At 55.5% G+C, this 26,232-nt stretch carries 30 protein-coding genes and 1 tRNA gene; 14 read left to right on the forward strand and 17 right to left on the reverse strand.

Annotation, left to right across the window (positions count from 1 at the left end; translation table 11 throughout):
* Window positions 1-56: 56 nt before the first annotated feature.
* Window positions 57-1,193, forward strand: coding sequence for a hypothetical protein (locus J1C54_RS04175; protein WP_229144745.1), 1,137 nt, complete (start codon window positions 57-59; stop codon window positions 1,191-1,193).
* 17 nt (window positions 1,194-1,210) lie between these two features.
* On the opposite strand, the gene J1C54_RS04180 is transcribed toward J1C54_RS04175, so the two are convergent.
* The 5 genes from J1C54_RS04180 to J1C54_RS04200 are packed head-to-tail and all read right to left on the reverse strand — an operon-like array spanning window position 1,211 to window position 5,898.
* The gene (locus tag J1C54_RS04180) at window positions 1,211-1,945 is read right to left on the reverse strand and encodes a sulfite exporter TauE/SafE family protein (RefSeq protein WP_229144746.1); all 735 of its coding nucleotides are present in this window, start codon (window positions 1,943-1,945) and stop codon (window positions 1,211-1,213) included.
* Window positions 1,945-2,733, reverse strand: coding sequence for an SDR family oxidoreductase (locus tag J1C54_RS04185; protein ID WP_229144747.1), 789 nt, complete (start codon window positions 2,731-2,733; stop codon window positions 1,945-1,947). Before J1C54_RS04185 ends, J1C54_RS04180 begins: the two co-directional genes overlap by 1 nt.
* A complete protein-coding gene (locus J1C54_RS04190; RefSeq protein WP_229144749.1) occupies window positions 2,730-3,674 on the reverse strand; it encodes an SDR family oxidoreductase in 945 nt (314 codons plus the stop codon). The genes J1C54_RS04185 and J1C54_RS04190 overlap by 4 nt, the downstream gene beginning before the upstream one ends.
* On the reverse strand, window positions 3,671-4,576 hold the full coding sequence (locus J1C54_RS04195; protein WP_370635607.1) for a bile acid:sodium symporter family protein: 906 nt from the start codon (window positions 4,574-4,576) through the stop codon (window positions 3,671-3,673). Before J1C54_RS04195 ends, J1C54_RS04190 begins: the two co-directional genes overlap by 4 nt.
* Entirely contained in the window at window positions 4,573-5,898 is a 1,326-nt protein-coding gene (locus J1C54_RS04200; protein WP_229144750.1) for an NAD(P)/FAD-dependent oxidoreductase, read from the reverse strand. The genes J1C54_RS04195 and J1C54_RS04200 overlap by 4 nt, the downstream gene beginning before the upstream one ends.
* A gap of 113 nt (window positions 5,899-6,011) precedes the next feature.
* Here J1C54_RS04200 and J1C54_RS04205 point away from each other — a divergent pair, with 113 nt between their 5' ends.
* On the forward strand, window positions 6,012-6,974 hold the full coding sequence (locus J1C54_RS04205) for an AraC family transcriptional regulator (RefSeq protein ID WP_229144751.1): 963 nt from the start codon (window positions 6,012-6,014) through the stop codon (window positions 6,972-6,974).
* Window positions 6,975-7,032: 58 nt separating this feature from the next.
* Here J1C54_RS04205 and J1C54_RS04210 read toward each other — a convergent pair whose 3' ends face one another.
* Window positions 7,033-8,301 carry an O-acetylhomoserine aminocarboxypropyltransferase/cysteine synthase family protein gene (locus J1C54_RS04210; RefSeq protein WP_229144752.1) on the reverse strand — a complete coding sequence of 423 codons (1,269 nt, stop codon included), beginning with the start codon at window positions 8,299-8,301 and terminating at the stop codon, window positions 7,033-7,035.
* 64 nt (window positions 8,302-8,365) lie between these two features.
* Window positions 8,366-9,127, reverse strand: a complete 762-nt coding sequence (locus J1C54_RS04215; protein ID WP_229144753.1) for an AraC family transcriptional regulator — start codon at window positions 9,125-9,127, stop codon at window positions 8,366-8,368.
* A gap of 166 nt (window positions 9,128-9,293) precedes the next feature.
* Between J1C54_RS04215 and ahpC the strand changes: the two genes are divergently transcribed.
* Window positions 9,294-9,860 carry an alkyl hydroperoxide reductase subunit C gene (gene ahpC, locus J1C54_RS04220; protein ID WP_229144755.1) on the forward strand — a complete coding sequence of 189 codons (567 nt, stop codon included), beginning with the start codon at window positions 9,294-9,296 and terminating at the stop codon, window positions 9,858-9,860.
* 133 nt (window positions 9,861-9,993) lie between these two features.
* On the forward strand, window positions 9,994-11,580 hold the full coding sequence (gene ahpF, locus J1C54_RS04225; RefSeq protein ID WP_229144757.1) for an alkyl hydroperoxide reductase subunit F: 1,587 nt from the start codon (window positions 9,994-9,996) through the stop codon (window positions 11,578-11,580).
* A gap of 56 nt (window positions 11,581-11,636) precedes the next feature.
* On the opposite strand, the gene J1C54_RS04230 is transcribed toward ahpF, so the two are convergent.
* The gene (locus J1C54_RS04230) at window positions 11,637-12,119 is read right to left on the reverse strand and encodes a DUF962 domain-containing protein (RefSeq protein WP_229144758.1); all 483 of its coding nucleotides are present in this window, start codon (window positions 12,117-12,119) and stop codon (window positions 11,637-11,639) included.
* A gap of 91 nt (window positions 12,120-12,210) precedes the next feature.
* Window positions 12,211-13,074, reverse strand: a complete 864-nt coding sequence (locus J1C54_RS04235; RefSeq protein WP_229144759.1) for a crotonase/enoyl-CoA hydratase family protein — start codon at window positions 13,072-13,074, stop codon at window positions 12,211-12,213.
* A gap of 203 nt (window positions 13,075-13,277) precedes the next feature.
* Here J1C54_RS04235 and traF point away from each other — a divergent pair, with 203 nt between their 5' ends.
* Window positions 13,278-14,447, forward strand: a complete 1,170-nt coding sequence (gene traF, locus J1C54_RS04240) for a conjugal transfer protein TraF (protein ID WP_229144760.1) — start codon at window positions 13,278-13,280, stop codon at window positions 14,445-14,447.
* A 26-nt stretch (window positions 14,448-14,473) separates the two neighbouring features.
* A complete protein-coding gene (locus tag J1C54_RS04245) occupies window positions 14,474-15,523 on the forward strand; it encodes a hypothetical protein (protein WP_229144761.1) in 1,050 nt (349 codons plus the stop codon).
* 41 nt (window positions 15,524-15,564) lie between these two features.
* Here J1C54_RS04245 and J1C54_RS04250 read toward each other — a convergent pair whose 3' ends face one another.
* Both J1C54_RS04250 and J1C54_RS04255 read right to left on the reverse strand, forming a co-directional pair.
* Window positions 15,565-15,972: a CBS domain-containing protein gene (locus tag J1C54_RS04250; protein WP_229144763.1), complete on the reverse strand. Its 408-nt coding sequence runs from the start codon at window positions 15,970-15,972 to the stop codon at window positions 15,565-15,567.
* Between the two features lie 77 nt (window positions 15,973-16,049).
* The gene (locus J1C54_RS04255) at window positions 16,050-16,496 is read right to left on the reverse strand and encodes a Dps family protein (protein WP_229144764.1); all 447 of its coding nucleotides are present in this window, start codon (window positions 16,494-16,496) and stop codon (window positions 16,050-16,052) included.
* Window positions 16,497-16,694: 198 nt separating this feature from the next.
* On the opposite strand from J1C54_RS04255, the gene J1C54_RS04260 reads away from it, so the two are divergent.
* Window positions 16,695-16,785: transfer RNA gene (locus J1C54_RS04260), tRNA-Ser, on the forward strand.
* Between the two features lie 15 nt (window positions 16,786-16,800).
* Here the strand turns inward: J1C54_RS04260 and J1C54_RS04265 are convergent.
* From J1C54_RS04265 to J1C54_RS04275, 3 genes are read right to left on the reverse strand one after another with little or no spacing between them, the layout of a single operon-like run.
* Window positions 16,801-18,318: a deoxyribodipyrimidine photo-lyase gene (locus J1C54_RS04265; protein ID WP_229145526.1), complete on the reverse strand. Its 1,518-nt coding sequence runs from the start codon at window positions 18,316-18,318 to the stop codon at window positions 16,801-16,803.
* Complete coding sequence (locus J1C54_RS04270; RefSeq protein ID WP_229144771.1) at window positions 18,318-19,697, reverse strand: DASH family cryptochrome; 1,380 nt, start codon at window positions 19,695-19,697, stop codon at window positions 18,318-18,320. The genes J1C54_RS04265 and J1C54_RS04270 overlap by 1 nt, the downstream gene beginning before the upstream one ends.
* Window positions 19,694-19,834 carry a DUF2256 domain-containing protein gene (locus tag J1C54_RS04275; protein WP_370635608.1) on the reverse strand — a complete coding sequence of 47 codons (141 nt, stop codon included), beginning with the start codon at window positions 19,832-19,834 and terminating at the stop codon, window positions 19,694-19,696. The genes J1C54_RS04270 and J1C54_RS04275 overlap by 4 nt, the downstream gene beginning before the upstream one ends.
* A gap of 138 nt (window positions 19,835-19,972) precedes the next feature.
* Here J1C54_RS04275 and J1C54_RS04280 point away from each other — a divergent pair, with 138 nt between their 5' ends.
* From J1C54_RS04280 to J1C54_RS04295, 4 genes are all read left to right on the forward strand, one after another.
* The gene (locus tag J1C54_RS04280) at window positions 19,973-20,638 is read left to right on the forward strand and encodes a hemolysin III family protein (RefSeq protein ID WP_229144774.1); all 666 of its coding nucleotides are present in this window, start codon (window positions 19,973-19,975) and stop codon (window positions 20,636-20,638) included.
* Between the two features lie 90 nt (window positions 20,639-20,728).
* Entirely contained in the window at window positions 20,729-21,046 is a 318-nt protein-coding gene (locus J1C54_RS04285) for a helix-turn-helix transcriptional regulator (RefSeq protein ID WP_229144775.1), read from the forward strand.
* 5 nt (window positions 21,047-21,051) lie between these two features.
* Entirely contained in the window at window positions 21,052-21,489 is a 438-nt protein-coding gene (locus J1C54_RS04290; protein ID WP_229144777.1) for a YeeE/YedE family protein, read from the forward strand.
* Window positions 21,490-21,491: 2 nt separating this feature from the next.
* Entirely contained in the window at window positions 21,492-21,920 is a 429-nt protein-coding gene (locus J1C54_RS04295; protein WP_229144779.1) for a DUF6691 family protein, read from the forward strand.
* Between the two features lie 56 nt (window positions 21,921-21,976).
* Here the strand turns inward: J1C54_RS04295 and J1C54_RS04300 are convergent, their stop codons facing one another.
* Window positions 21,977-22,456, reverse strand: a complete 480-nt coding sequence (locus tag J1C54_RS04300) for a glutathione peroxidase (protein WP_229144780.1) — start codon at window positions 22,454-22,456, stop codon at window positions 21,977-21,979.
* 156 nt (window positions 22,457-22,612) lie between these two features.
* Between J1C54_RS04300 and crcB the strand changes: the two genes are divergently transcribed.
* Genes crcB through J1C54_RS04315 form a run of 3 tightly spaced genes read left to right on the forward strand, consistent with a single transcriptional unit; the run spans window position 22,613 to window position 24,757 of the window.
* Window positions 22,613-22,990 carry a fluoride efflux transporter CrcB gene (crcB, locus tag J1C54_RS04305; protein ID WP_229144782.1) on the forward strand — a complete coding sequence of 126 codons (378 nt, stop codon included), beginning with the start codon at window positions 22,613-22,615 and terminating at the stop codon, window positions 22,988-22,990.
* Entirely contained in the window at window positions 22,987-23,388 is a 402-nt protein-coding gene (locus J1C54_RS04310; RefSeq protein ID WP_229144783.1) for a CrcB family protein, read from the forward strand. The genes crcB and J1C54_RS04310 overlap by 4 nt, the downstream gene beginning before the upstream one ends.
* A 13-nt stretch (window positions 23,389-23,401) precedes the next feature.
* Window positions 23,402-24,757, forward strand: coding sequence for a deoxyguanosinetriphosphate triphosphohydrolase (locus tag J1C54_RS04315; RefSeq protein WP_229144784.1), 1,356 nt, complete (start codon window positions 23,402-23,404; stop codon window positions 24,755-24,757).
* Here the strand turns inward: J1C54_RS04315 and J1C54_RS04320 are convergent, their stop codons facing one another.
* On the reverse strand, window positions 24,758-25,177 hold the full coding sequence (locus J1C54_RS04320; RefSeq protein WP_229144785.1) for a gamma-glutamylcyclotransferase: 420 nt from the start codon (window positions 25,175-25,177) through the stop codon (window positions 24,758-24,760).
* A 15-nt stretch (window positions 25,178-25,192) separates the two neighbouring features.
* Window positions 25,193-26,224, reverse strand: a complete 1,032-nt coding sequence (locus J1C54_RS04325; RefSeq protein WP_229144786.1) for an AraC family transcriptional regulator — start codon at window positions 26,222-26,224, stop codon at window positions 25,193-25,195.
* Window positions 26,225-26,232 lie beyond the last annotated feature (8 nt).

The raw sequence follows: 26,232 nt of genomic DNA on the forward strand, positions 1-26,232 counted from the left end.
CAATATAACGAATCCCGTTTTCAGGGTCTCTTTTCTTCCATCTTCAGGGGGCGGATATGCCAGCCAAACCGGTTATCGGTATCAGCGGAAGCGGCTTTATTGGCCGCGGCCTTGCCGATCATCTGGCCCGCGGCAGTCAGTATCAGTTGGGGCCAGTGCTGTCGCGCCGCCCTGCTGCACAAATCAGTCACCCCTATGCGGAAAAGCTGTGCGGCGATATGGACACCCTGCTACGCCACTCAGACCTGATTGTTGAATGCAGTGGCGATGTTTTGCATGCCACCGAGGTGGTTGAGCAAGCAATGGCTGCCGGCAAGCCGGTAGTCACCATGAACACGGAATTTCATATAACCGTAGGCAGCGCCTTTGTTGGCCAGGGAATACTGAGCGAGGCCGAGGGCGATCAACCCGGCAGTCTGGCCGCATTATATGGCCGGACATTGAGCATGGGCTTTGAGCCGCTGGTGCTCGGCAACATCAAAGGCTTTCTCAATCACCACCCGACCCCAAAGGACATGCGGTACTGGGCAGAGCGACAGGGCATCAGTCTGGCGCAGGTCACCGCATTTACCGATGGCAGTAAGATTCAGTGCGAGCAGGCACTGGTAGCCAATGGCTGTGATGCCCGCATCGCCAGACCCGGCATGCTTGGCCCGGTATCAGCCAATCTACAGGATGCGGCGCTCACTCTAGCAGCTGAAGCGGAAAGCCTGGGCGGGCCAATCAGTGACTATGTACTAAATGCGGGCGGCCCCGCCGGCATTTTTATAGTTGGCAGACATCCGGACGCAGACGCGCTTCGCTACCTGAAACTGGGCGAAGGACCTTACTATTTTTTACTCCAGCCATTTCAACTTTGCCACCTGGAGATCCCGTCCACCATCGCCATGGCATTACGTGGCGAGATTCTGCTAAACAATAGTAAGCAGCCGAAAACCGGGGTGATTGCTCTGGCCAAGAAGGACATGCAGCCCGGTGAAAAAATAGACCGCGGACTGGGTGGCTTTCAGTGTCGGGGCGAAGCGGTGCCATTCTCATCACACCATCAACACCCACCAATCGGACTGCTTCAGCAGGCTACAGTAGAGAAGCCGATTAACGCAGGCAGCCCAATCCGTTGGGAACAGATATCTCTACCAGAAAGCCGCGCGCTAACGCTTTTCAGACAGCTACTTGATGCCAACCCTGCCTGATTAGGGGGTACATCCCATCAGGCTAGCAACCCTGCACCTAGCAGTACTGAGCCAGTAACCATCAGCAGCCCGTAGACCAGCTTGCGGAACAAACCCTCGTCAATCCGATGATGCAGCTTTTCACCAAGCCAGACGCCGACAGGCAATAGTGGCGCCAACATTAATACCGCTGGAAGCGCAGACTGCAATCTCCCATCAAGTAAAAAGGCAATAGTGAGACTGCTATTTAGAAGAAACCATACCGCAATCAATGTCGCTCGAAAGCGAGCCTTGTCCAACGATGTGCCAGCCAATGCATAAACCAGTAAAGGCCCGCCGGAGGCAAATAGTCCGTGAGTAATCCCCGCCGAAAACATAAGCGGCGGCGTCAGCCATTTTGGATGATGTACCGCCCCTCCATGATTAAGGCGCCATAACTCCCGGGCCGAAAACCACAGGATAAGAAGGCCAAATAATGGCTTTAACCAACGCTCACTGAGCCACGGAAGTAATAAATAGCCTAGAAGTGTTCCCGTCAACATCAGCGGCACAATACGCCTGAGTAAAAGCTGGACATCGATATTCCGATAAAGCCGCGAAGTCAGCCAGCCAGTCATCAAAATATTTAGTGGAACCAGAATCGGCAACAGTTCCGGCACTGGCATCAACAGCGCGCCAAGCGACAGCGCGATAACAATGCTGCCAAAGCCGGTGACGGCTTCCACGGTGTACGCGAAAAGTATAAAAATGGCTAATAGCCAAAGATACTCCATTAGCGTTGTAGCTCGCTGGCAAAACGACGGCGAACTAGCCGCATATACAGCGACGGCCAGACTCGCCATAGAATACTTGCAAATGCGGACAACCCATCAGGAAATAGCCATGGGCGACGCTGATCCATGGCGCCAATAATTTTCTCCGCCATCCACTGGGCACTACGAATATTACCAACGGTGGAACGCGCGTGCTTTGCTAGCCCACCATCGTGACCCAGAGCATTTTGTTCAATCGGAGTATCCAGAAAGCTCGGGTACACCATTAATACGGACACACCATCGGCGGCAACTTCCAGGCGCAGCACCTCGAAAAACTGCGCCAGTGCTGACTTGGCCGCGCAATAGGCCGCCCTGCCCGGCACCGGCATCCAGCCGGCCATGGAGCCTATGCATATGATCTGGCCAGCACTACGCTTGAGCATGGGTAGTGCCAGCAAAGTCAGCTCGACCGGTCCCTGCCAATCCACCGCCATGACCTTCTTTAAAACTGCCGCATCTGTGTCGGCCGCGGGAGAGCGGTGGGTAATGCCAGCATTATTCACCAGTACATCAAGGCCGCCGAAGTGACTTTCCACGTGGCCAATAAGATTGGCCAGCTGCTGCTGGTCGGTGACGTCACAGACACAGGTGAGTATTCGGCCCGGGTCACACTCCTGTTTGCGCTGCTGCAGCAGCTGTTGATCCCGATCTGCCAGCACCACCTTGTCCCCTGCCGCCAAGAAGGCGCAGCTTAACGCCCAACCCAAACCACTAGCGGCTCCAGTAACCAGCACCACGCGATTCATAGATCACCTCGGGCACGGGCGTGGGAGACATAGAACTGAAAAACCTGTTCTGAAGTTTTCATTGGCGTATAGCCAAACTCATCCTTCAGGCGCTGATTGCTGAGCACCGGTCGATAGCGGAGAAAATCCATCTGCTCAGGGCCATAACGGCCTATACCCAGCCTTCTGCCAATAGTAAGTGCGATCCGGAGTAGTCGCGGCGGCAAGTTCAACACCGGCTTGCCAAGAATTGTCGCAATCCGGCGGATCGGTAGCGCGCCGTCACCGGCAAGATTGAAGATCCCGGCTTTGCTCTGCAGCACCCCGTCGCGGACAATATTGACCACATCCTGATCCCAGATAAATACAAAGGGCGACTCGCTACCGGCAATCGCCAGCAGTCGCTTTCGGGCAAACAAATTGGTAATCAGGTTTTTGGTGTTTTCTCCCAGCACTGTTCCAGGACGGAGAATCAGCTGCTTAAGACCAGCATGGGAGGTGCGGTAACTGGCCAGCATCTCCTCCACCTGACGCTTGTGGTCGGAGTAAGCAAACTCCACATTGCCACGCAGCGGATCCCGCTCATCCAGCCAGGCCGGACTATCTGCGTGATAGCCATAGGCAGCGCCAGAACTGGTCACAGTCAGGTGCTTTACACCTGCGGCGACGCAAGCATCCAGAACATTGCGCGTGCCATTTACATCAATATCAAAATCTCTCTGCCTGTCGCCGCTATCCTCTAGTACCGCAGCAAGATGGACAACGTGGGTAATTTCATCTTTACGCAGCACATCCACCAACGTCGGATCACGTATATCCATAATCTGATGAGCACAGGGCAATGACTTGTTCTCGCGGATATCAATGCCGGTGACGTAGCAGAGCTGCATCAGCTGACCGGCAAGCTGACTGCCAATGTAGCCACCAATGCCGGTTATCAATACTCGGGGGCGATCACTCATAGCGGTCTCCTTGCCCATATCTGCGCCAGCGTCAAACCGGAAACCAGGTGCCAGACCCCCCACATGGCGGTAATCAGTATCATGCCGCCGGCCTGCGGGAAAAAGGTGAACAGGATCATGAGTCCCAACCCGGAGTTTTGGATGCCCACTTCCATAGTTACCGCCCGGCGATCAGCCCGTGGTAGATCAGCGATCAATCCAGCACCATGCCCCACCAGCAGGGCAAGAGCATTGTGGGCAATCACCAGCAGGAATATGGCGCCAACATGACTAACAAATAAAGCGAAGTTTTTCTGCAGGGCAATCACGATGAAGGCAAAAAATAGCAGCAGCGAAAACCAACGCATGGGCTGCTCCGCACTGGCGGCTTGAGAAGGAAAACGCTTGCCCACCGCCATGCCAAGAAAAATCGGCAAAGCCAGTACCAACGCCACCAGAGAAAGCAGATCGATCGGATCAATAGATATTTGCTGCAACAATGGCCTGGTATGCGGGTTTAGCCAACCATAGAAAGCGAAGTTAAAAGGCGTCATCACCACCGCTGCCAAACTGGAGATCGCCGTCATAGTCACCGAAACAGCCACATTGCCTTTGGCCATCCAGGTCATAATGTTTGAGAAGGTTCCTCCCGGGCAGGACGCCACCAGAATCATGCCGAGGGCAAACTCTGCTGGCACTTGTAATACCCAAGTCGCCAGACAGGTGGCCAGCGGCAGAAGAATAAACTGAGCGATCAAACCGGCAATGGGGGCCTTCGGCTCAACCAGCAGACGTGAGAAGTCCTGCTTCTTAAGCTGTAGTGACACGCCGAACATCATCAATGCTATGGCAGCATTCATCACTACCAGATCGGCGCTGTTGAAGCTCATTGCCACGTTACTCATGGGCACCACGTCAGTCACGATGCCAAAACCCTGGAATCTGGCAAGGGCTCAAGATCGGATCTCAGCGCTGCAATATTCGCGAGCACAGCGGCGCGGTATTCGTCCTTACTAACGTAATAGGCCATCCGCTCCAGAGCCAGATAGTTATAGCCCCCATCCAGCCTTTTGCCAGCCTTCTGTTTTTTGATGCGTCGCAAATTCTGCGCTGAAGGCTTACCGTCCTTTAACTGGCGAATATACAACGCCACCATTTCTGCCTGCTCGTTACGCCCTTCCCAACCCAGCCCCGTAGCCTCCACCATACCCATCACAAACAAATTGTCTAAATCCGGATGCATAGCATTCAGATATAAGGACGGAGCGTCACCGGCACTCCAATTCAGTTGCTTATGGTCAATAAACGGATAGTGCAGCTTGTAACCCGTGGCGGTCAGTATCAAGTCATAGTCCGCCTGGCTACCGTCGGTAAAGGTGACGGTGTTGCCTTCCACATTGCGGATATCCGGGCGCGGGCGGATATCGCCATGGCCGAGGTGATGCAGCACGAGAGAGTTGATTACAGGGTGTGACTCGTACATACGATAGTCGGGATCAGGCAGCCCATAGTCGGACGGCTTGCCCATCACTGTTCGGATCAGCAACGCATCGAGTCTTTGCTTCAGTGCGCGCGGCATTTTCAATTTTCCACCCAATGCATCAACCGGCTTTCCGAGCAGAAATTTCGGCAAGAAATAGTACCCACGGCGCACCGACATATCGACACTGGCGGCCTGATGGACAGCATCCACAGCGATGTCAGCGCCGGAGTTTCCGCAACCCACGATCAATACACGTTTGTCCCGGAAAATATCTGCGCTCTTGTATTGAGCCGCATGCATCAGCTCGCCGGAGAAGTCGCCGGGCAGGCTGATGATATTAGGTTCATGCAAGGTGCCATTGGCGATCAGCACTCCCTCAAAATCACGCACCGTGTCATTGCCATCTTTACGGGTTGTCACCTGCCACAGATCACCCTTACGCTGCACCGACAGCACCTCGGTGGAAAACTCATAGTGCTGGTACAGATCAAAGTGCTTTGCATAGTCACGGAAGTACTTGGCCATCTGCCGATGATGGGGATAGGTCGCCACATCGTCTGGCATGGGGAATTCATTGAACTCGGTCATTCGCTTGGAGGAAATCAGGTGGGCCGACTCATACATGGTGCTAGTCGGACTATTGATATCCCACAGGCCGCCAACATCGCTGTGAATTTCAAAGCCGGTAAACGGGATATTGTATTTTTTCAGATTACGGGCTGTGGCCAGACCCATGGGGCCGGCGCCAATCACTGCATACATGACAAAACCTCAACAAGAGCGGGATAGATTTACCCTGAGACAGGGCCCACACTACGCAATTATTCTTAATATTAAACGGCTCCCTCGGGACCCCAGCTCGGTTAATTCAGGACATGAACCAACGGCAGCCCACGGTCACCTTACGTTTTGCTCAGGCCATCCGGCAGGCCGCCGGGCGCCTTGGCATTGATCTGCCGCTGGCGCAGCAGGATGACGCTGAGCGTGTTCCTCTGGCGTCCCAGGACGCCTTATGGGAAGCCTTTTGCAGCGCCGCAGACGAGCCCCTTATTGGCCTGCGCCTTGGCCTTGAGTTGCAAGCCGGCCACCTCGATCTGGCCGGCTTGTTGCTGATGAGCTGCGAAACCTATGGCGAGTCCCTGGATGCCCTGCTTGAGTACTATCCGATCGTTGGCGAAGGCGGTGACTTTTCCCTGCAGACAGGGGTCGACGAAGTTTGCCTGAGCTATCACGCCCATTATCAGGTAAGGATGGCCGAGCGGGTGGAAACGGTAATCGCCGCGCTGCTTAACCTGAGTCACTGGAATAGTGGCGGAGGGTTTCAGGCCAGCCGGGTTGAACTCTGCCACGGACCGCTGGATGACGCTTCCCGCTATCAGGAAATGCTCGGCTGCCCGGTGATATTTAACAGCACCAATAACAGCATATGCTTCCCCCATGGCATGCTCTCCTTGCCGCTGATTCAAGCAAACGCGGCAATGCGCGACCAGTTACTCAAACTGGCCGACACTCAGCTAAGCCAGCTGGGTGATCACAGCCTGTCACGGCAGGTGGCCGCGCTAATCTGCAGTCAACCTCGCTGGGGCAAGGAGAAAGTTGCGGACAGCCTCGGTATGAGCGGGCGACATTTGATTCGCCTGCTGGCTGATGAGCGCATGTCATTCAAACAGATACGTGATCGAGAGCTGCTACAGCTTGCCCAAAAGGCCTTGCAGCAAGAAGCGCGTATTAGCGACGTCGCTGAGCAACTTGGTTTTTCTGACGAGAGTGCTTTCGCCAAAGCATTCCGACGCTGGACCGGCATGTCACCCGGCCAGTACCGCGATCAGTGCGCATAAAAAAGCCCCGCTATGCGGGGCCTTTTTTATCGCTTTCTATCAGGACGTCATTCTTCTGTCAGGCCTTTTCCAGCGCCTGGGTAATGTCGGCGAGAATATCATCGATATGCTCAATGCCAATGGATAATCTGACCATATCTATCGACACGCCGGCACGCTCCATTTCTTTTTCATCTAACTGCCGGTGGGTGGTGGTTGCCGGATGACAGGCCAGCGACTTGGCATCACCAATATTTACCAGACGCTTGAACATCTGCAGCGCATCAATAAAACGTCCACCTGCGTCACGTCCACCATCAATACCAAAGCTGAGAATGGCCGAGGGGGTGCCTTTCATATAGCGCTTGGAAAGATCGTGGTAACGATCATCAGGCAAACCGGCGTAGTTGACCCACTTCACTTTTTTATGTGCTTTCAGGAATTCCGCCACCTTCTGAGCGTTTTCACAATGCCGCTCCATACGCAATGACAGAGTTTCAATGCCCTGCAAAATCAGAAACGCGTTAAACGGACTTAGCGCTGCGCCCATATTGCGAAGCGGCACCACTCTGGCACGGCCAATAAAGGCTGCTGGCCCCAGAGCTTCTGCGTAAACCACACCATGGTAGCTTGGATCAGGCTCGTTAAACTGGGGAAAACGGGGGTTGTCTTTCCACGGAAACTTACCGGAATCGACGATCACACCAGCGACGGTGGTACCGTGGCCGCCCATATATTTAGTCAGTGAATGGATAACAATATCAGCACCAAAATCGAACGGCCGACATAACACTGGCGTCGCCACCGTGTTGTCGACCATCAGCGGAATGCCATGCTTGTGGGCCACATCAGCCAACGCCTGCAGATCAACAATATTGCCCGCCGGATTACCGATGGACTCGCAAAAAACCGCCTTGGTGTTGTCATCAATCAATGCTTCCAGCGCCGCCGGATCATCACCGGACGCCATGCGCACTTCAATGCCTTGCTGCGGCAGGGTATGGGCAAAAAAGTTATAGGTGCCGCCATACAGCCTACTAACAGAAACGATGTTATCCCCCACCTTGGCGACGGTCTGAATGGCCGCAGTAATCGCCGCCATGCCAGAAGCCAAAGCCAGTGCACCAATACCGCCCTCCAGCTCAGCCACGCGCTGTTCGAGCACCGCATTGGTGGGATTGGTAATACGGGTGTAGATATTGCCGGGCACTTTCAGGTCAAACAGATCCGCACCATGCTGGGTGTTGTCAAAGTAATAGCTGGTGGTCTGGTAAACCGGCACCGCCACCGCATGGGTTTCGGGGTCGCCAGCAAAGCCGCCGTGAATGGCAATAGTTTCCGGTTTCATGAAGAGCTCCCTGTTAAAGATAAAAGAGTTATTAGAATCAGGTCGAGTGCGACCGCAGACTATATCACCGCTGCTCGGCGCGAATCAGGCGAAAAGCAGGATTACCCATTAATGCCGAAGGCAGGGTATCAAACATTTCCCGGGCAGTGCGGATCAGGTGCGGCTGGTCGTAAAAGCCGGCTCGCATTGCCAGCTCCGCAGCACTGATTCCCGGCTGCCAGCAATGCAAGGCGCCCTGTATTTTCAGGTGCAGCAGAAAACGCTTTGGCGTAATACCAAAAGCCTCTCGGAACAGCCGACTGAGACGGGCGGCGGACAGGCCCAGCTGAGCGGCAATCTCGGTGAGGTTAAGCTGCTCGGGCAGCTCCGTGCGCAGCCGGCTAGCCAGCTTCATTGCGCGGGGATCAACCGGGCGATCAGGCCCCGTATCAGCAGCTGACACCTGTAACAGACTGGCAAGCAGCTCATGGGCCGGCTCACTGCTGACACTATCCGCCAGCTGGCGAAATCTGGCCGCCTGTTCATCGCCCCAATCAAGCTGGGCATGGCCGTTTACCAGCAGCCCTCGCAAAGACAACCAGAGCGGGCTATCGGGATCAAGGTGCACCACCATAGTAGCGCCAGCAGAGTCGAGGGATTGCTCCACATCCGGGGCCACTAGCAGGGCCCGGGCAACCACTTTGTCACCAGCCACTTCCGCGCTCAGCTGCTGATCCAGGCCAAACAGCAACGATGCCGCCACATGCCGGTGCGGCCGATTATGGATCGGCCCCGCCAGCAGCAACCAGCCATCAGCCCAGAGAAACAAGCCACCCTGCAGATTCATTAGCACCTGTATAAAAAGTATCCGCCCGACATAGTCTTACCGGGCAATCATAGCCATAAGCTATCGGAGCGGAAAGAATTATAATATTAACCCTCGGGTCATTTTTCCCTAATATGCTTTCTCGGCACACGCCGATGGCCGACTAATCAACCTTAAGGAGCTACTCATGTCGAACCTGATCAACACTGAAGTGAAGCCATTCAAAGCGACAGCCTTCCACAACGGTAAATTTATTGACGTTAGCGAAGCTGACCTGAAGGGAAAGTGGTCGGTCGTATTCTTCTACCCGGCGGACTTCACCTTCGTTTGCCCAACTGAGCTGGGCGATCTGGCCGACAACTACGACGAGTTCAAGAAGATGGGCGTGGAAATTTACGCTGTCTCCACCGATACCCACTTCACCCACAAAGCATGGCACGACACCTCTGACACCATCCAGAAGATTCAGTACCCGATGATCGGCGATCCGACCGGCCTGATTTCCCGCAACTTTGAAGTGATGATTGAAGAAGCTGGTCTGGCTGAGCGTGGCACTTTCGTAATCGATCCAGACGGCAAGATTCAGATTATCGAAGTCAACGCTGGTGGCATCGGCCGTGACGCCTCTGAGCTTCTGCGCAAGGTAAAAGCAGCACAGTACGTTGCCGCTCACCCAGGCGAAGTATGCCCGGCCAAGTGGAAGGAAGGCGAAGCCACTCTGGCACCGTCCCTGGATCTGGTTGGCAAGATCTGATTGACCTGTACTCCCCTGCATCCGCGATCCGGGTGCAGGGGTACTCCGGCGCCACAAGCGCCGGCGTAACACCCCAATAGCACTGCCCAATTGCGATTGTATTTTCCTGAAATTCTTACAAAGGATTTGACTCATGCTTGACGACGCACTCAAAACTCAGCTTCGCGCCTATATGGAAAGACTGGTCAGCCCCATCGAGCTGGTCGCCTATGCTGATGACAGCGAAAACAGCAAAAAAATGCTGGCGCTGCTTGATGACATCGTACCGCTGAGTGACAAGATCACCATGCGTCAGGCTGATGATACGAACGTGCGCAAGCCCACCTTTGCGGTAAACCGCCCTGGTGAAGACAACGGCGTGCATTTTGCCGGTCTGCCCATGGGACATGAGTTCACCTCTTTGGTGCTGGCCCTGCTACAAGTCAGTGGTTATCCGCCCAAGGTTGAGCAAGAAATAATCGACCAGATTAAAGCGCTGGACGGTAACTTCGAATTTGAAACCTATATATCCCTGAGCTGCCACAACTGCCCGGACGTGGTTCAGGCACTGAACCTGATGGCGGCTCTGAATCCGGGCGTGCGTCACACTATGATCGATGGTGCGCTGTTTCAGGATGAAGTGAACGAAAAGCAGATTATGGCCGTACCTGCAGTACGCCTGAACGGAGAAAGCTTCGGCCAGGGTCGCATGACTCTGGAAGAAATTCTCGCCAAAGTTGATACCGGTGCCGCCGAGCGTGATGCGGAGAAACTCAACGCTAAAGAACAATTTGACATGCTCATCGTCGGCGGCGGTCCTGCCGGCGCGGCGGCGGCAATTTACGCGGCACGCAAAGGCATTCGCACTGGCGTGGTGGCGGAGCGCTTTGGTGGCCAGGTACTGGATACCATGGCCATCGAGAACTTCATCTCGGTGAAGGAAACCGACGGCCCCAAGCTGGCAGCCGGCCTGGAACAGCATGTTAAGGACTACCCGGTGGACATTATGAACAATCAGCGCGCTGACAAGCTGGTGCCGGGCAGCGTTACTGAAGTTCACCTGGCCAATGGTGCGGTGCTGCGCAGCAAGGCCGTATTGCTTGCTACCGGTGCACGCTGGCGCGAAATGAACGTACCCGGCGAGCAGGAATACCGTGGCCGCGGCGTGGCCTATTGCCCCCACTGTGACGGCCCGCTGTTCAAGGGAAAGCGCGTGGCAGTAATCGGTGGCGGCAACTCCGGTGTGGAAGCGGCTATTGATTTGGCTGGCGTGGTCGCCCATGTCACCCTGATCGAGTTCGACAGCAAGCTGCGTGCCGACGAAGTACTGCAGCGCAAGCTGCGCAGCCTGAAGAATGTGGACGTGATCGTTTCCGCGTTAACCACCGAAGTGCACGGTGATGGCGAGCGCATGAATGGGCTGACCTACAAAAACCGAATCACCGATGAAGTGGTTCAGCTAGAGCTACAGGGTGTGTTTGTACAGATCGGCTTGATACCCAATACGGATTGGCTGAAGGGCACTGTTGCTCTTAGCAATCGCGGTGAGATTGAAGTGGATGCCCGTGGTCAGACCAGTGTGCCGGGAGTATTCGCCGCCGGGGACTGCACCACTGCACCCTACAAGCAGATCATCATCGCCATGGGGGAGGGCTCCAAGGCGTCATTGGCAGCCTTTGACCACCTGATCCGTACGTCAGTTGAGGACAGTGCACCGCAGGCTGCAGTAGCAACCGCCTGACCGGGCAATAAAAACGCCAGCCACCCACAGGGGTAGCTGGCGTTCTGCTTTTAGCTTCAGGAATGCAACGCGTATCGACTGCGAATACCAAGCTTGGCGCCAAGCTCCACAGAAACAAACACCGGCCCGACCAGCAAAAATACCAGATCATCAATAAACGACGGCTTCTTGCCCTCCACCTTGTGTCCCCACACCTGCACTGCCCACGCCACCAGCCAGACTGCCAATGAGATCCACAGCAGTGGCAAGCCTGCAGCCTGAATCGCCAGAATGCCGGCCAGCGAAACGGCAAACCAGACCGCCATCATGGCCAATACCCAGAACTTCAGCCGCGCATAAAAAACAAAGCCAACGGCCGCCAGAGCGGTGGCGCCATTAATCCATTCGGACAACCCCAGCCAAGCGCCAATGGGCACCAGCCAAAGCAGGCCCAGCGTCGAGAAAAAGATCGCCGGCACACAGATAAAGTGAACCACCTGATTTACCGGATGGCGATGGCTCTCTCCGTAGGCCTCAAGAAATTGCTCCAGATTACGCATAGCCAGACTCCCTGAATGATGTTTTCAGGGAGCAGCCTAACCACTTGGCATTGCCATGCCTTGTATGGAACTGACGCCAGCAAGCCGCCGCTCAGGCCAGCGGCGGGTCCTGCCAGAATGGCGTTGCCGGCATGTCAGTGGAGACCTTGGCCGTGAACACTGGATCACGCTTCTCCAGGAAGGCCTTAAAGCCGTCCCGGCCATCCATGCGCTCACTGGCGATATACATCAGTCGTGAATCAATCTGGTGGGCCATCATCGGATGGTCAAAGGAGGGGTTACGCCACAGCATCTGCCGTGCCAGCGCCACCGCCGTGGGCGAGGTCTTCTGCATCAGCTTCTCCGCCAGCGCGTAGGCCGCCTCAAGCACCGTGCCACGGGGGTGGACACTGCGAATCAAGCCCCCTGCCAGACCCTCCTCGGCGGTAAAGATCTCCCCTGACAAGACCCACTCCAGCGCCTGCTGCATACCCACCAAACGGGGCAGGAACCAGCTTGAACAGGCCTCCGGGACGATACCTCGCTGGCTGAAGACAAAGCCGAGCTTGGCTCCCTCAGACGCAATACGAAAATCCATGGGCAGGGTCATGGTTATACCAATGCCCACCGCGGCGCCATTGATGGCCGCGATAACCGGCTTGTTGCAGTTGTACAGAGCAAGCGATAACTCACCGCCAGAATCCCGTATTTCCTCGATATTCAGCTCGTCCCCCTGAGGGGTGTCATAGCCAAAAATGTTGCCTTCCGGACGCACCAGCTCCATCCCGGCGCAAAAGGCCTTGCCTTCGCCAGTGACCACAATTACCCGGATGTCGTCGTCGGCGTTAGCACGGGACAGCGCATCCAGCATTTCGTCACGCATCCGCAGAGTCCAGGCGTTCATGCGCTCAGGGCGGTTCAGGGTCAGGGTCAGAATATGGTTGCTGACCTGATAGCGAATATCCTGATACTCCATGGTGATCTCTCATCAATTTGGGGGAGTCGTCACCCTACCGGAGGCAACCGGGCAGGCCAATCACCGAACGTGCAAATGGCCTGCAAGCACTCTCCGGGAGGGATTTTGTACATTATGAGCAGCATGCTAGAGTCAGTCATCCGGCTTAGATGGGGACCCCACGGCCGGCCGGGATCGGACCAAATAACACCAAGGAAGCCATCATGCGTAAAATCCTGCTTGCCAGCGCCATTGCTGGCACCGTTATCAGCCCTCTGGCCTTCGCCGAGGTTTACGATGCCCGAGCCATGGCCCGAGGCGGCACAGGCATGACCATGGGCGAATATAATCAGGCCCTGTACAACCCGGCCATGCTCAATCGATTTGATGAGGATGATCAGTTCAGCTTTGCCGTTAACTTCGGTGTAATTGCCTCCGACAAAGACGGCTTTATCGAATCGTCAGAAGACGCCCAGGACCTTCTCGACGAACTGGAAAACAACCCACCACCGCCCGGCCCTGCAAGGGATCAAGCGGTTGATGACACTGAAGCCGCACTGTTCGATATCAGCAACAAGCTGGTTCAGATCGATGCTGGCGGCGCACTGATGGTGGCCATTCCCAACGAGTCCCTGCCAATGGCGTTTGTTGGCAAAGGCAAGGCGGCTATCGGCACTGCATTCGCCTACGACCCGGCCGACAGAACCGTGCTGGAAGCCATCGCCAATGGTGTTGGCGATCAGGACAACCTGAACTCGCAAGTTAATGCCTCAGTGCTTTGGCTGGCGGAGTACGGTCTGATGATGGGCAAGGGGTTTGAACTCGCCGGGCTACAGGTTGACGGTGGCGCCACGGTGAAAATCCAGACCATTGAGCTGATCGCCTACCAGGAAAATATTGCCAATTTCGATGCCGGCGACATTGTCGACTCTACCAACGTTAACTCGCACAGCGGCTTGAACGTGGACCTGGGCCTGAGCACCCGGGTGGGCGAGGACGGCAAGATAACCCTGGCCGGCACCATAGAAAACCTGATCCCGCAAAGTTACGACGGCCCGAATGGCACTGACTACGACATGGCACCGGTACTCACCGCCGCCGCAGGCTACAACGGTGACCTGTTCAAGCTGGAAGCGAATCTGGACCTGACCCAACGCAATGGCTACGACCTGCTGCTAGACACCCAGTTTGCCAGGGTCGGTGTAGAGCTTTCGGCAGGGCGCCACTTCCACCTTCGCGGTGGTTACCGCACCGACCTGAAGAGTAATGTCTCCGACATGCTCACAGGTGGTATCGGTATCACCCCGTGGGACCGCTTCAATATTGATATTGGTGGCGGCATTGGCGAAGGCGACACCTACGCGGTCGGCATGCAAATTGGCTTCAAGATCTGAGCGAACGGAATTCAAAGGAGAACAGCATGAGGCAATTATTCAGATACTCAGCATTAACTGTGGCGGTGTGTGCCAGTGTTGGCCTGAGCGGCTGCAAGCTGTCAGACCTGGTGGATGGCGACGAGCAAACCAGCTTTGTTGCCCTGCAAGGTACGGCCACAACGGCTGACGGCCCGATGGTTGGTGCTCGCGTAGACATCAAAGACGCCAACGGGGATATGTATGTCGCCTACGTTGAAAGTAGCGGCTACTTTTCACTTGTTCAGGACCCTGAAGATGACGAGATGGAGTACAGCCCTCTAGAGGGGCCAATCATCCTGAGGGTGGACTATAACGAACAAACCTATCATTCAGTTTTATGCAATGTGGTGTACAGCCAATTTGGCTCCACTATTGACACAGTTAATGTTCATACGCTGACCGATTTTGCCATGCGGGGCACCGCTGATGTCGACGAGGCTTATGCATTTTGGGACGAGGCCAACGGCGAGTTCTGCAGCAATATGGAGTTTGCCTGGGACGTCAACAACCTTGCCTACTCACTGGAAGGCAATGGTACCTTCAACTTCTTCAACACCCTGTTCAGTGCCGACAACACTGGATTTGATAGCGTGTTAAGAAACTTCGACCCGGAGAGCTTTAATCCGGAAACAGATCTTGATGAGGCACCGTCCGACTTCCACCTTGCCAATGGCCTGGGCACTCTGGTTACCACTCCGGGAACCGCCTGGGACGGAACTGCCACAGGCACTTTTGCCGGTGAGACAGTCAATGAAGTTGGCGAAGGCATTCAAATCGACATTACCCCAGAAGGGTTGACTGCAACACTGGAAGAATTGCTCAGCGGAGCCGTTGAAAATGAGGTCGAACTACAGAGCCTGAGCATCAGCGCAGAAGGCGATGGCATCGGGGAGGTCGGCACCACCGCAGTAGTGCGCCTGAAAGGTAGTGCTGCTATTGCAGGAGCTGGGCTAGTCAGCAAGAACTTTGACATCACCCTTGATCTTGAACTAGTTGAAGGCGGGCTCATTCCACCCATCATCATCATTGATCCAATCATCATAGGCCCAAGTTGATCCAATCATTATTGGTCCGAAATCAGACTGAGAACCGGCGCCTATTGGCGCCGGCTTTCAATTAGATGGGCCAATACCTGACCTCGCATCAACAGCCCCTGCAAACGACCACTCTGATCCACCACCGGGTAAATCTTCGGCTTTTGCTTGACCATCTGCTCCGCAACGTCCACCACCGCATCATCCAGCTTCACGGTGAGCGGCTCTCGAAACATCACATCCTCGACACGCGGCGATCCTTCACCGTGATAGCTCGACACCAGCAAGGTACGCAGGCAGTCCTGCTCTGAGACAAAGCCAACCACACGATCAGCCTCATCCACCACGGGCAAGCCCGTCATATGTTGGCGCAGCAGCACCTCAACGACTTCAGTCAAATCCGTACCAACGCGAATTGATGCCGGATGTCGCGCCATGATGTCACGAACGCTTTCTCCCTTGCTGGTCATGGGCAGCTCCTCCCTGTCACTATTTTTTTGACTATACACCCATGCAAGCCGCTACCGGCTTTGCCTCAGGCCAAGAGTTACTCAAGATGCGCCGACAACATCCAGGCGGTCTTTTCATGAATTTCAATACGCGCACTGGCAAGCGCCGCGGTACCTTCATCTTCATGTTTCGCCGCCAGCTTCATCACCTTGTTGGCGCGCTCTGCTATCAGACGATGATCACTAGCCAGATTGGCCAGCATGGTGGCTGCCGGCGGCACCGTTTCATCATCCTTCACCTCAGACAGGCGCGCAAAGGCCGCATAGCTGCCCGGCGCAAAAGAGCCCAGCGCCCGAATACGCTCAGCAATACTATCCACGGCCAAAGCCAACTCGGTGTATTGAACCTCGAACATGGTATGCAGGCCATGGAACATCGGTCCGGTCACGTTCCAGTGATAATTATGGGTCTTCAGATAAGCGGTGTAGGTCTCGGCCAGCAGCTTGGCCAGCTCATCGGCGACCTCTTTGGCATGTTCAATCATGTTTCACTCCTTGTGAATACGTGCTCTTCAGCACTGACACCAATACGGTACGCCCATGAGCGAGGCAGTGCGATGCATGCAAAAGAATTGCCCTCATAGTCGGCGCCTATTGACATGGCCTTATCGATACAGACCCTGACAAAGTCCATGCTCGCCTGGTTGGCATGTTGTCGCTAGAATGCCTGCCTCACACCATCTGGAGAGGTGGCAGAGTGGTTGAATGCGCACGATTCGAAATCGTGTTTACGTTCATAGCGTAACGAGGGTTCGAATCCCTCCCTCTCCGCCAAATCAAAAGCCTCGCTTACAACCCCAAATCGAGCTGGTCAGGATGATTTTTCTGGCCCGCTGCCGAACGCGGGCGAGATCCGCGCCTGCGACTGCCATGCCTGCTCAGCACTTGCTGAGAGGCCTCTGCAACCCCATGGCGACGACGGTGTTCCGAGATTTTTGCTCGAGCCGCATGCCCCGCCGCCTGATGATCAACAATTGGCAACGGGTAGTCCTGTCCAAGCACTACGCCAAAACGGCGCTGCAGAGCCTCCGGCATGCGCCATGGTTCATGTAGCCAGGCTGTGGGCAGAGCGGCAAGTTCGGGCACCCACCGACGGATAAAAATACCCTCCGGATCCTGATCCTGACTCTGCTTGACCGGGTTGTAGATGCGCAGCGCATTGATGCCAGTGGTACCACTTTGCATCTGCACCTGACTGTAATGAATTCCGGGCTCATAGTCGGTAAACAGACGCGCAAGATGTAAAGATGGTTGACGCCATGGCAACCACAGGTGGTAGCTGCTGAATGCCATCAGCATGGCGCGCATGCGAAAGTTCAACCAACCGGTGGCATGAAGTGAACGCATACAGGCATCAATAAAGGGGAACCCGGTTTGCCCCTCTGCCCACGCTGCAAAATACACCGGATCAACCTGGGCTGGCCTCAGGTCGTCGAACCCGGGGTGCATATTACTAAACTCAATTTCCGGCTGATCTTCCAACTTTTGAATAAAATGACAGTGCCAATGTAGCCTCGATTCGAAACTACGCAGGGATTTCCGCCAGCCCGACTCCAGCTGTTGTTGCTGACGCAGCCAGAGCCCATTCAGTACTTCCCGGACAGAAACAGTCCCCCAGGCAAGATGAGGAGAAAGTCGGCTGCAACTATTCTCAGCACTGACCGGACTGGACATATTGCCTCGGTAGAATCGGCCTCGATGATGAAGAAAGCCTTGCAGCAACCTGAGCGCCTGTTGCCGTCCTCCCGGCTGCCGCAGCGGACAGGGGCGCAGGTCCAAGCCCAGCACGGACGGTAAACTCAAGGGCTCCTCAAGCACAGCTGGAATGTTCGCCGGCTCTGCAGCGGGTGGCATAGTCATACGCTGCTGCCAGTGCCTGCCCCAGTGATCACGGTTGGCCAATCTTCGTACCACTGCATGCTGCGGGATCTCTCGCCAGACAATGCCATGTTGGCGACACCAGCTCGCCACCCGGCGGTCACGCTGGAATGTCCAATCGTTGCCGGTTTCCTCGTGGGACCAGAGACCAGCAACACCATGACGTTTATGTAGCATCGACAATACATCACAGACATCCCCTGTCCTGACGATCAGACCAGAGCCTTTGGCATGTAGCTGCCGATCCAGATCCTTCAGGCAATCACGGACGAATAGCCAATGACGCAAAGACATATCAGGTTGGCGCCAGTAATCTGTTTCGATCACATATAGAGGAACGGTTGGTCCACTTTGCAGCGAATGAAGTAGGGGCAAATGATCTGCCACACGAAGATCGCGCTTGAACCAAACTACCTGAATGCCCGCCATCACATGTCGCTCGATTGGGGCAAATAAGGATGCCAGGCAGATGGCATCGGAATAATCGGTGCACAATGCGGATTGTTCGGGCTACAGAAACAGCTGTGCCGTTCCGACAACGGTAAAGCTGCGAGACACGGAAGCCAGTGACTGATGTACTTGGCTTGAGGATCATACTGGTCCGCCTGGCGCAGAATATTGAACTGTCGATGGGGCCGTGGATCATTCCCGCATCCGGCAATATAGGCCCAGTTGCCCAGATTGCTGGGAAGATCAAAGTCCAGCAGGTTTTGTTCAAACCATGCCGCGCCGTACAGCCAGTGCACTTGCAGGTCATGTATAAGAAAGCTGGCAACATTCTGCCTGCCACGATTGCTCATAAATCCCGTCTGTTGCAATTCGATCATGTTTGCATCGATAAACGGTATCCCGGTACGCCCTTGTTGCCATGCCTGTAGTTTCTGATTTTCTTCCACGGACAGAGGCGGCAATGAATATTGCCGCAGATAGCTACTTGACCCTCTCAACATCAGATTCCAGCGGAAGAATTCACGCCAGAATAATTCAACACGCAACCAGCTTGTATGTTTGTCCTCACCATACTGTGCGGCATAACGGTCCAGCTCTGTCCATATCCTCCGCGGCGACAAAGCTCCATCTGCCAGCCAGACGGAGAAACGGGAACCGTCACTATCGTGCAGCAATCCATTGCGGGTATCTTTGTAATGTCGCACATCGCGATCAACAAAAAGATACTTGTACAAGTGTTCCAGTCCAGCTTGCTCTCCGCCCGCAAACCGGTCCGTCGTCCTTGCGTCAGGCTGATCAATAACCGACGGAATTTCATCTTCTACTACTGCGGCAGGCAATACTTCGGGAGCGTCAAATGACTCCACCACTGGAAGTTGCTTTTCGATACAACGTCGAAACTGGCTAAACACAGCCGGCAATGAATTGGCGTCGATACCAAGCTGCAGTGCATTGAACAGGCTGTTGCAGTCAATAGCGTCGATACGCAACCGCGGCATAGCGCGGATCAGCTCTCGCTCAAGGCGCTGCTGCTGCTCGACATCCGGATGGGCGTCCATTATCAAGTGCTTGATGTCATACAAACTGAGTAACCGGACCAAAGTCTGTATATGGTCATTCTCAACCAGTAGCAGACAATGCTGCCGGTGAGACAAGGCGGAGGCGAGGCTGGCAAGACATTGACGTCGAAAATCCAGTCGATGCCCAGCCATATCCCGCATCATCGAGGAAACCACAGGGGAACAGGGGAGCAGCCTTTCCGGACTGGCGATAATCAGGCGTCCTGCATCACAGGCATGACGCAGCGCAGGATTATCATCCAGCCGTAGTGCTCGCCGTAGCCACAGTAGAGTAGTCACCGTGACCGCCGGCAGCGTTCGCTGCAATAACGCACATCATCCCAACAGCTGCGCCATTTTTTTCGCCAGCGAAATGGTCTCTGGCAAACAGCACAATTCTTTTCAGGCAGCTCTGCCTTGGTTATTCGTTTCATCATCCCACCATTAAACTTTCGTCAAGCTTGGATTGATGTGGGAGAAAAACGGGTGAACTAAAAGCAGGCAGATTGCCGCTATCTCCTGTTCCCCGCAACGACCGGCAGGTGATAGGCTGCGTACTGGTCTCAGGAGTGGTCATGTCACTGGAGCAATTCCCTCACGAAGCTCACTACACACTACGCGAAGAACGCCTGAACAGCCTGAGCCATGGCCTTGGCGCCCTGATGAGTGTGGTTGGCACGGCACTGCTGGTCAGCAAAGCTGCAGCGCTGGGTGATATCTGGAAAATTGTTAGCTTCAGCATCTTTGGTGCCAGCCTGATCCTGCTGTACTCCGCTTCTACCTTCTACCATGCCAGCCGGTCGCCACGGGCCAGAGAAATCTGGAAGATGCTCGATCACTGCGCCATCTTCCTGCTGATTGCCGGCACCTACACCCCATTTGTTTTGGTCAACCTGCGCGGCCCCACGGGCTGGACTCTGTTCGGAATCGTTTGGGGGCTGGCGCTGGCGGGCATCATCCTCAAACTGCTGTTCGGCCACCGCTACAAGATCCTGCGGGTGCTGGTGTATCTGGCCATGGGCTGGCTGATCCTGTTTGCCGCCGGTGAGCTGAATACCCAAGTCGGGCCGCTGGGGGTGAAGCTGACCGTCGCCGGTGGCATCGTCTACACCGCGGGCGTGGTGTTCTATCTGGCCGACAAACTGCCCTATAACCACGCCATCTGGCATCTATTTACCGTCGGTGGCAGCCTGTGCCACTTCCTCGCCATCTATTACGCTGTCCTGCCCTACGGCCTGTGAGCAACAGCGATTATTAGCGTAATTCTGTATTGCATATCACTTTATATTTTTATATATTGTCTTCCGCTTAAATGATGCCGGAGGCAACCTATGCCCCAAGCCACTCTGGATATTGACGCACTGCGTGGCTCCGCCGATGCCGCCACCGGCTTTCTGCGCACGCTGGCCAACCCTGATCGACTGATGCTGCTTTGCCAGCTCACCGTGGATGAGTGCTGCGTCAGTGAACTGGAAGTGCGCACGGGTATTACGCAACCGACATTGTCACAACAGTTGGCCGTACTGCGTCGCGAAGAACTGGTGGAAACCCGCAGAGACGGTAAGCAGATCTACTACCGTGTCGCCGATCCACGGGTGATGAGCATGCTGGCCCAACTACAACAGCTTTTCTGTCCTGTGGAGGATTGATCCAAATGAGTATCGACTGGAATGCTTTTACCCCTTGGGCCTCGCTGGCCGGCGGGGCACTGATCGGCGTTGCCGCTGCCATGTTCCTGCTAGTCAACGGACGTATTGCTGGCATCAGCGGCATACTCGGTGGCCTGCTGGTACCGAAGAGCGGTGATATCGCCTGGCGTGTAGCCTTTCTCGCCGGCATGTTGATCGCTCCAAGCGTCTGGTTACTGGTCACCGCCCTGCCACAAGCACAGATTGATGCCAGCTATCCGATGCTGGTCGTCGCCGGCCTGCTGGTCGGTATCGGCACTCGCTATGGCTCCGGTTGCACCAGCGGCCATGGCGTTTGTGGGCTGTCCCGCCTTTCCATGCGTTCGTTAATCGCCACGCTGTCATTTATGACCGCAGGCTTCGTCACCGTTTACGTTGTTGTTCACGTCACTGGAGGATTCTGAATATGCACAAGCATCTTGTCAGTGCATTGCTGGTCGGCCTTATTTTCGGCCTTGGTCTGATTCTGGGCGGCATGACTAACCCGGCCAAAGTAATTGGCTTTCTCGACCTGTTCGGCAACTGGGACCCATCTCTGGCACTGGTTATGGGCGGCGCCGTGTTGATAGGCCTGGTGACTTTTAGAGTCGCTGGTGGCCGCCCTACTTCACTGATTGGGGAACCTATGCGCATTCCCACCAACAACGATATCGACCATAGGCTGGTAATCGGCTCACTGGTTTTCGGTGCCGGCTGGGGTCTGGCCGGCTTCTGCCCGGGCCCGGCACTGGTGGCCTTCGGTAGCGGCAGCCTGAAAGCCAGCATCTTTGTCGCTGCCATGGTGGCAGGAATGGGTCTGTTCGAAGTTATTGAGCGGGCCAGACAGAAAGTCTGATTACTGGTTGCTCAGGTTTTGCTTCGGCAGGCATCCGTGGATGCCTGCCTTTTTCTTCACAGCAACTTTTCGATGTCCTTTGCCAAAGCCTCAGGCTTATCAGTAGGCGCATAACGCTTCACCACCTGACCGTCGCGGTTCACCAGAAACTTGGTGAAATTCCACTTCACAGCTTTGCTACCAAGTAGTCCTGGCGCCTCGTCCTTCAGGTGGCGGTAGAGCGGATGAGCATCGTCGCCATTCACATCGATCTTGCCAAACAGGGGGAAGTCGACACCAAAATTGAGTTCACAGAACTCGCTGATCTGCGCCTCATCGCCCGGCTCCTGGTGGCCGAACTGGTTGCAGGGAAAACCCAGCACTTCGAAGCCACGCTCCCGATACTTCTCGAAAACCGCCTGCAGACCCTTGTACTGCGGGGTGAAACCGCACTTGCTGGCGGTGTTAACAATCAGCAGCACCTTGCCCCTGTACTGGGAAAGGTCAACATCCTTACCCGCAATATCCTGGGCGGTGAAATCGAATACGGTAGTCATGGGCATCTCCTGTTACCTGGGCCGTTAGCACTGCATCATCACCTGCACCGACGAGGAACTCAATCGGTGACTGGAGCGAGGCCGGGTTGTGCAGTATGGTTCGGCTCTGATGAATATCAAGTTACGGAATCGGATTGTCATGGGTAACTGCCTGCAATGACCTTGCTCTGGGTAATGACCGGCAGCGCTCTGGGCGCCATGACGCGACTGTGGCTGGTTAATCAGGTGCAGCGTTTGCTGCCATCCAGCTTTCCCTGGGGCACATTGGTGGTTAACGCTAGCGGAGCGCTGGCCATCGGACTGCTAGCCGGTGGCATGGTGGACTGGTTAACCCCACAACATACTTCCGGCTGGGCGCTACTGGTAGTTGGCATGCTTGGCAGCTACACCACGGTATCCTCATTCAGCTTACAGACCCTGGCCCTTTGGCAGGCCAATCAGTGGGGGCGTGCGGCCATCAATGTGCTGGCTTCGTTGGCCCTGTGTCTGATTGCTGCAGCGCTTGGACTGACTTTGGCGACCACGCTGTCATGAGTAGCCCGTCCGGCACTCCACTCTGGCGCCTGTACTTGTTGGTCGCAGTCGGCGGTGCGCTGGGGGGTGGCAGTCGCTACTTGCTCGGGCTGGCTCTGGCCGGTGCTGATTTGCCCTGGCCCACTTTAGTCGCCAATGTTATCGGCTCCCTGCTGATCGGCTTTTATAGCGCCCTGCCCGCAACCCATTTCTGGACCCGTGGCGGCATGCATCTTTTTGTTACGGCGGGCATCTGCGGAGGCTTCACTACCTTTTCTGTGTTCAGCCTGGAAATGGTGATGATGTTTCAGCAACAGCAATGGCTATATGGTGTCGGCTGGCTAATGCTGTCAGTGACTTTGTGGCTCGGCGCAGTGACGCTTGGCTATCTTTCCGGCAAACGACTTGCAGCTTCTTGAGTGCGGAGAAAAGATGGATTGGGCAACGCTTCTCAACAAACGTCGATTAGGTCAGCGAAGCTCGAAAGATGAGTCCGGTCGCACTGCCTTTCTGCGCGACCACGATAAGATCATTTTCTCCGGCGCGTTCCGGCGGCTGGCAAGAAAAACCCAGGTGCATCCACTGGCTACCAATGATCATGTCCACAACCGGCTTACCCACTCTCTGGAGGTGTCCTGTGTGGGCAGAACGCTTGGCATTCAGGTGGGTCAGCGGTTAGCTAAACAGGGGCTTCTGCCGCCACAGGTTGACGCCGCGGACCTGGGCGATATTGTCCAGTCCGCCTGTCTGGCACACGATATTGGCAACCCGCCCTTTGGTCACACCGGCGAGCGAGCAATCCGTGCCTGGTTTCGACATCAGGGCAGCCAATGGCTGGACCTGGTTGAGCCGTGCCAACGCAACGATCTCTCGCTATTCGAGGGCAACGCCGAGGGTTTCCGCATTCTGACCAAGTCGGAATATCACCAGTATGACGATGGCATGCGGCTCACCTATGCGACGCTGGCCACGTTCTTGAAATATCCGTGGCTGTCTTCCACCTGTGACGACAGCGACTGCCCACGCCCGGGAAAATACAGCGCATTTGTCGCGGACAGCGCCGCCTTTGAGGAGACCTGTCAGGCCACTGGACTGATAAAGCTGGGGCCGATGCACTATGTGCGCCACCCGCTGGCCTATCTGGTGGAGGCCGCAGACGATTTTTGCTACGCCATTATCGACCTGGAAGATGGGCTGGAAATGGACCTGCTGCACTGGGATGAGGTACATGCACTGCTTGCACCCGCATTCCCGGATAGCGATGAAGTGCGCGCGCTGTTGCAATCCGATATGCGTGTCGGCCGCAAGGCTGCACTACTACGCGGCAAAATTATCGAACGTTTTATCGAAGCTGGCATAGAAGCCTTTATGGCCAATCACGACAAACTTCTCGCCGGCACTTTGCAAGGCGACCTGATTTCTCATTGCGAACCAGCGGTGCGCGATGTGGTTGAAAACGCCAAGCAACTGGCCAAAACGAAAGTGTTTGAACACCCGCGAAAGATAGAACTGGAGATTGGCGCCTTTGAAGTGATCGGCACACTACTTAACGGCCTGATCGAAGCCGCGGTGTCCCATGCACGCCATGACGAATCGAACTATCGGCACCAACGCATCATCGATCTGATCGGTCGCCACAGCTTTCCACCTGAACTGAATGCGCTTGATGAGCAGCAACGCATCTATCAATGCATTATGCGGGCGGTGGACTTTCTCTCTGGCATGACGGACAACTATGCTACCTATCTGGCAAAGCAGTTTGCCGGCATGGCCGAGACGCGTTACTGATTAGCACAGATCGCGCTGGCGCCCCTGTACCGCTTCCACACCGGCAAAGCCATTTCGTGACAGAGGCCGCAGGGTTCGGCGACGCCAGTTACCCCCCGGCAAAAACCGGGACTGTGGTGGAGGGTTGCTCTGGTAATAGATCCACGCGGGACCAAAACGGGTTGGCTCGCGACGGCGATGGTAGAAGCGCGGATACTCCTCCAGAATATCCAGACGGCGCAGATGCGCATCGGTGAGACGAAATACTTCACCAAGAACCTGTGTCCGCCCACTTGGACAAATCACCGGATAAGCACCTAACGACCACAGTGAGAATCGCGGAGCCGTGACAGCACCGCCAATAAATTTTGCACCACGCATCCAGTGATGGTTTCGCTCTCCTCGCATCAACGTACCGTAAACAAAAACCTGAGTAGCCATATGAGCGATGTTGTCTCAAGCGAGCCGGCTGCGGTAGTCCGAAGGGGTGGTGCCTGTCCAGACCCGAAAGCGGCGCTGGAAAGCTCGCACATCGGCAAAGCCCAAGCGCGTCGCAATGGCCTGCACATTCATCTCAGGATCGGCCAGATATTCACGGGCCAGCTGTGCGCGCATGCTATCCAGCAGTTTCTGCCAGGTCAGATCCACTTCCGCCAGTCGACGATCAAGCGTCCGCACAGATATATTCAAGCGCTCGGCGACGGTCTCACGACGCGGCGAACGTACCACCATAAGGTCGCGCACCTGACGTTTAACTTGCGCCAACCAGGTCTGACTTTGTTGCTGCTCCGCCAGCTGTTTCCGGGCCAGCTCCTCCGCCACGCGCAACTGTTCCGGGTCATGAATATTCAGTGACGCATCAAGAAGCAGTGGCCCCATATCAATCTGGTTGGAAGAGGCGGAAAAACGCACCGGGCAGCCATACAGTTCTTCCATGGCCTTACGCACTTCCGCGGAAGGCGCCGGGTACTCCAGCGTTACAAGGCGCGCACCGAGGTTATTGCCGCCACTGATAAATCGCCACATATGCGCCAATAGTGCGAATACATTGTCGATTACATGACGACGCATAACCGGGTTCTGATGCACCATAGTCCAGGTAAACAGCATGCCGTCGTCTTTTTCGCTAGCCTCAAACCCTTCCACATTCCCTGCCGCCAGCGCCTGATAGCGCAGCCCCATAACAATCGCCTCCCGACCATTGGCGGCACTAAATCCCAACGCCGGCAGGGCACCATAGATTGCTGGCATCACCTGATGGCCAATATGAAAACCAAGCTGCTCGTCACCACTTTGCAAGGCAAGCTGGAGCAGAAAACTTTCATATTGGCGCTGCGGAATGCGCTGCGCCGGCTGCACGGACAAAACCGGATCAAGGCCGCAGGCGAGCAAAATTTCCTTTGCCGGCAAGCCAAGCCTCTCCGCTCCATAGACATACTGGGCAAGGCCTAGACCTGTCATGTAATGCTCTGCGGCAGAATCACTCATAGTCATTC

Source organism: Alcanivorax sp. 1008 (genome assembly GCF_020667895.1).
Classification (GTDB): Bacteria; Pseudomonadota; Gammaproteobacteria; order Pseudomonadales; family Alcanivoracaceae; genus PGZG01.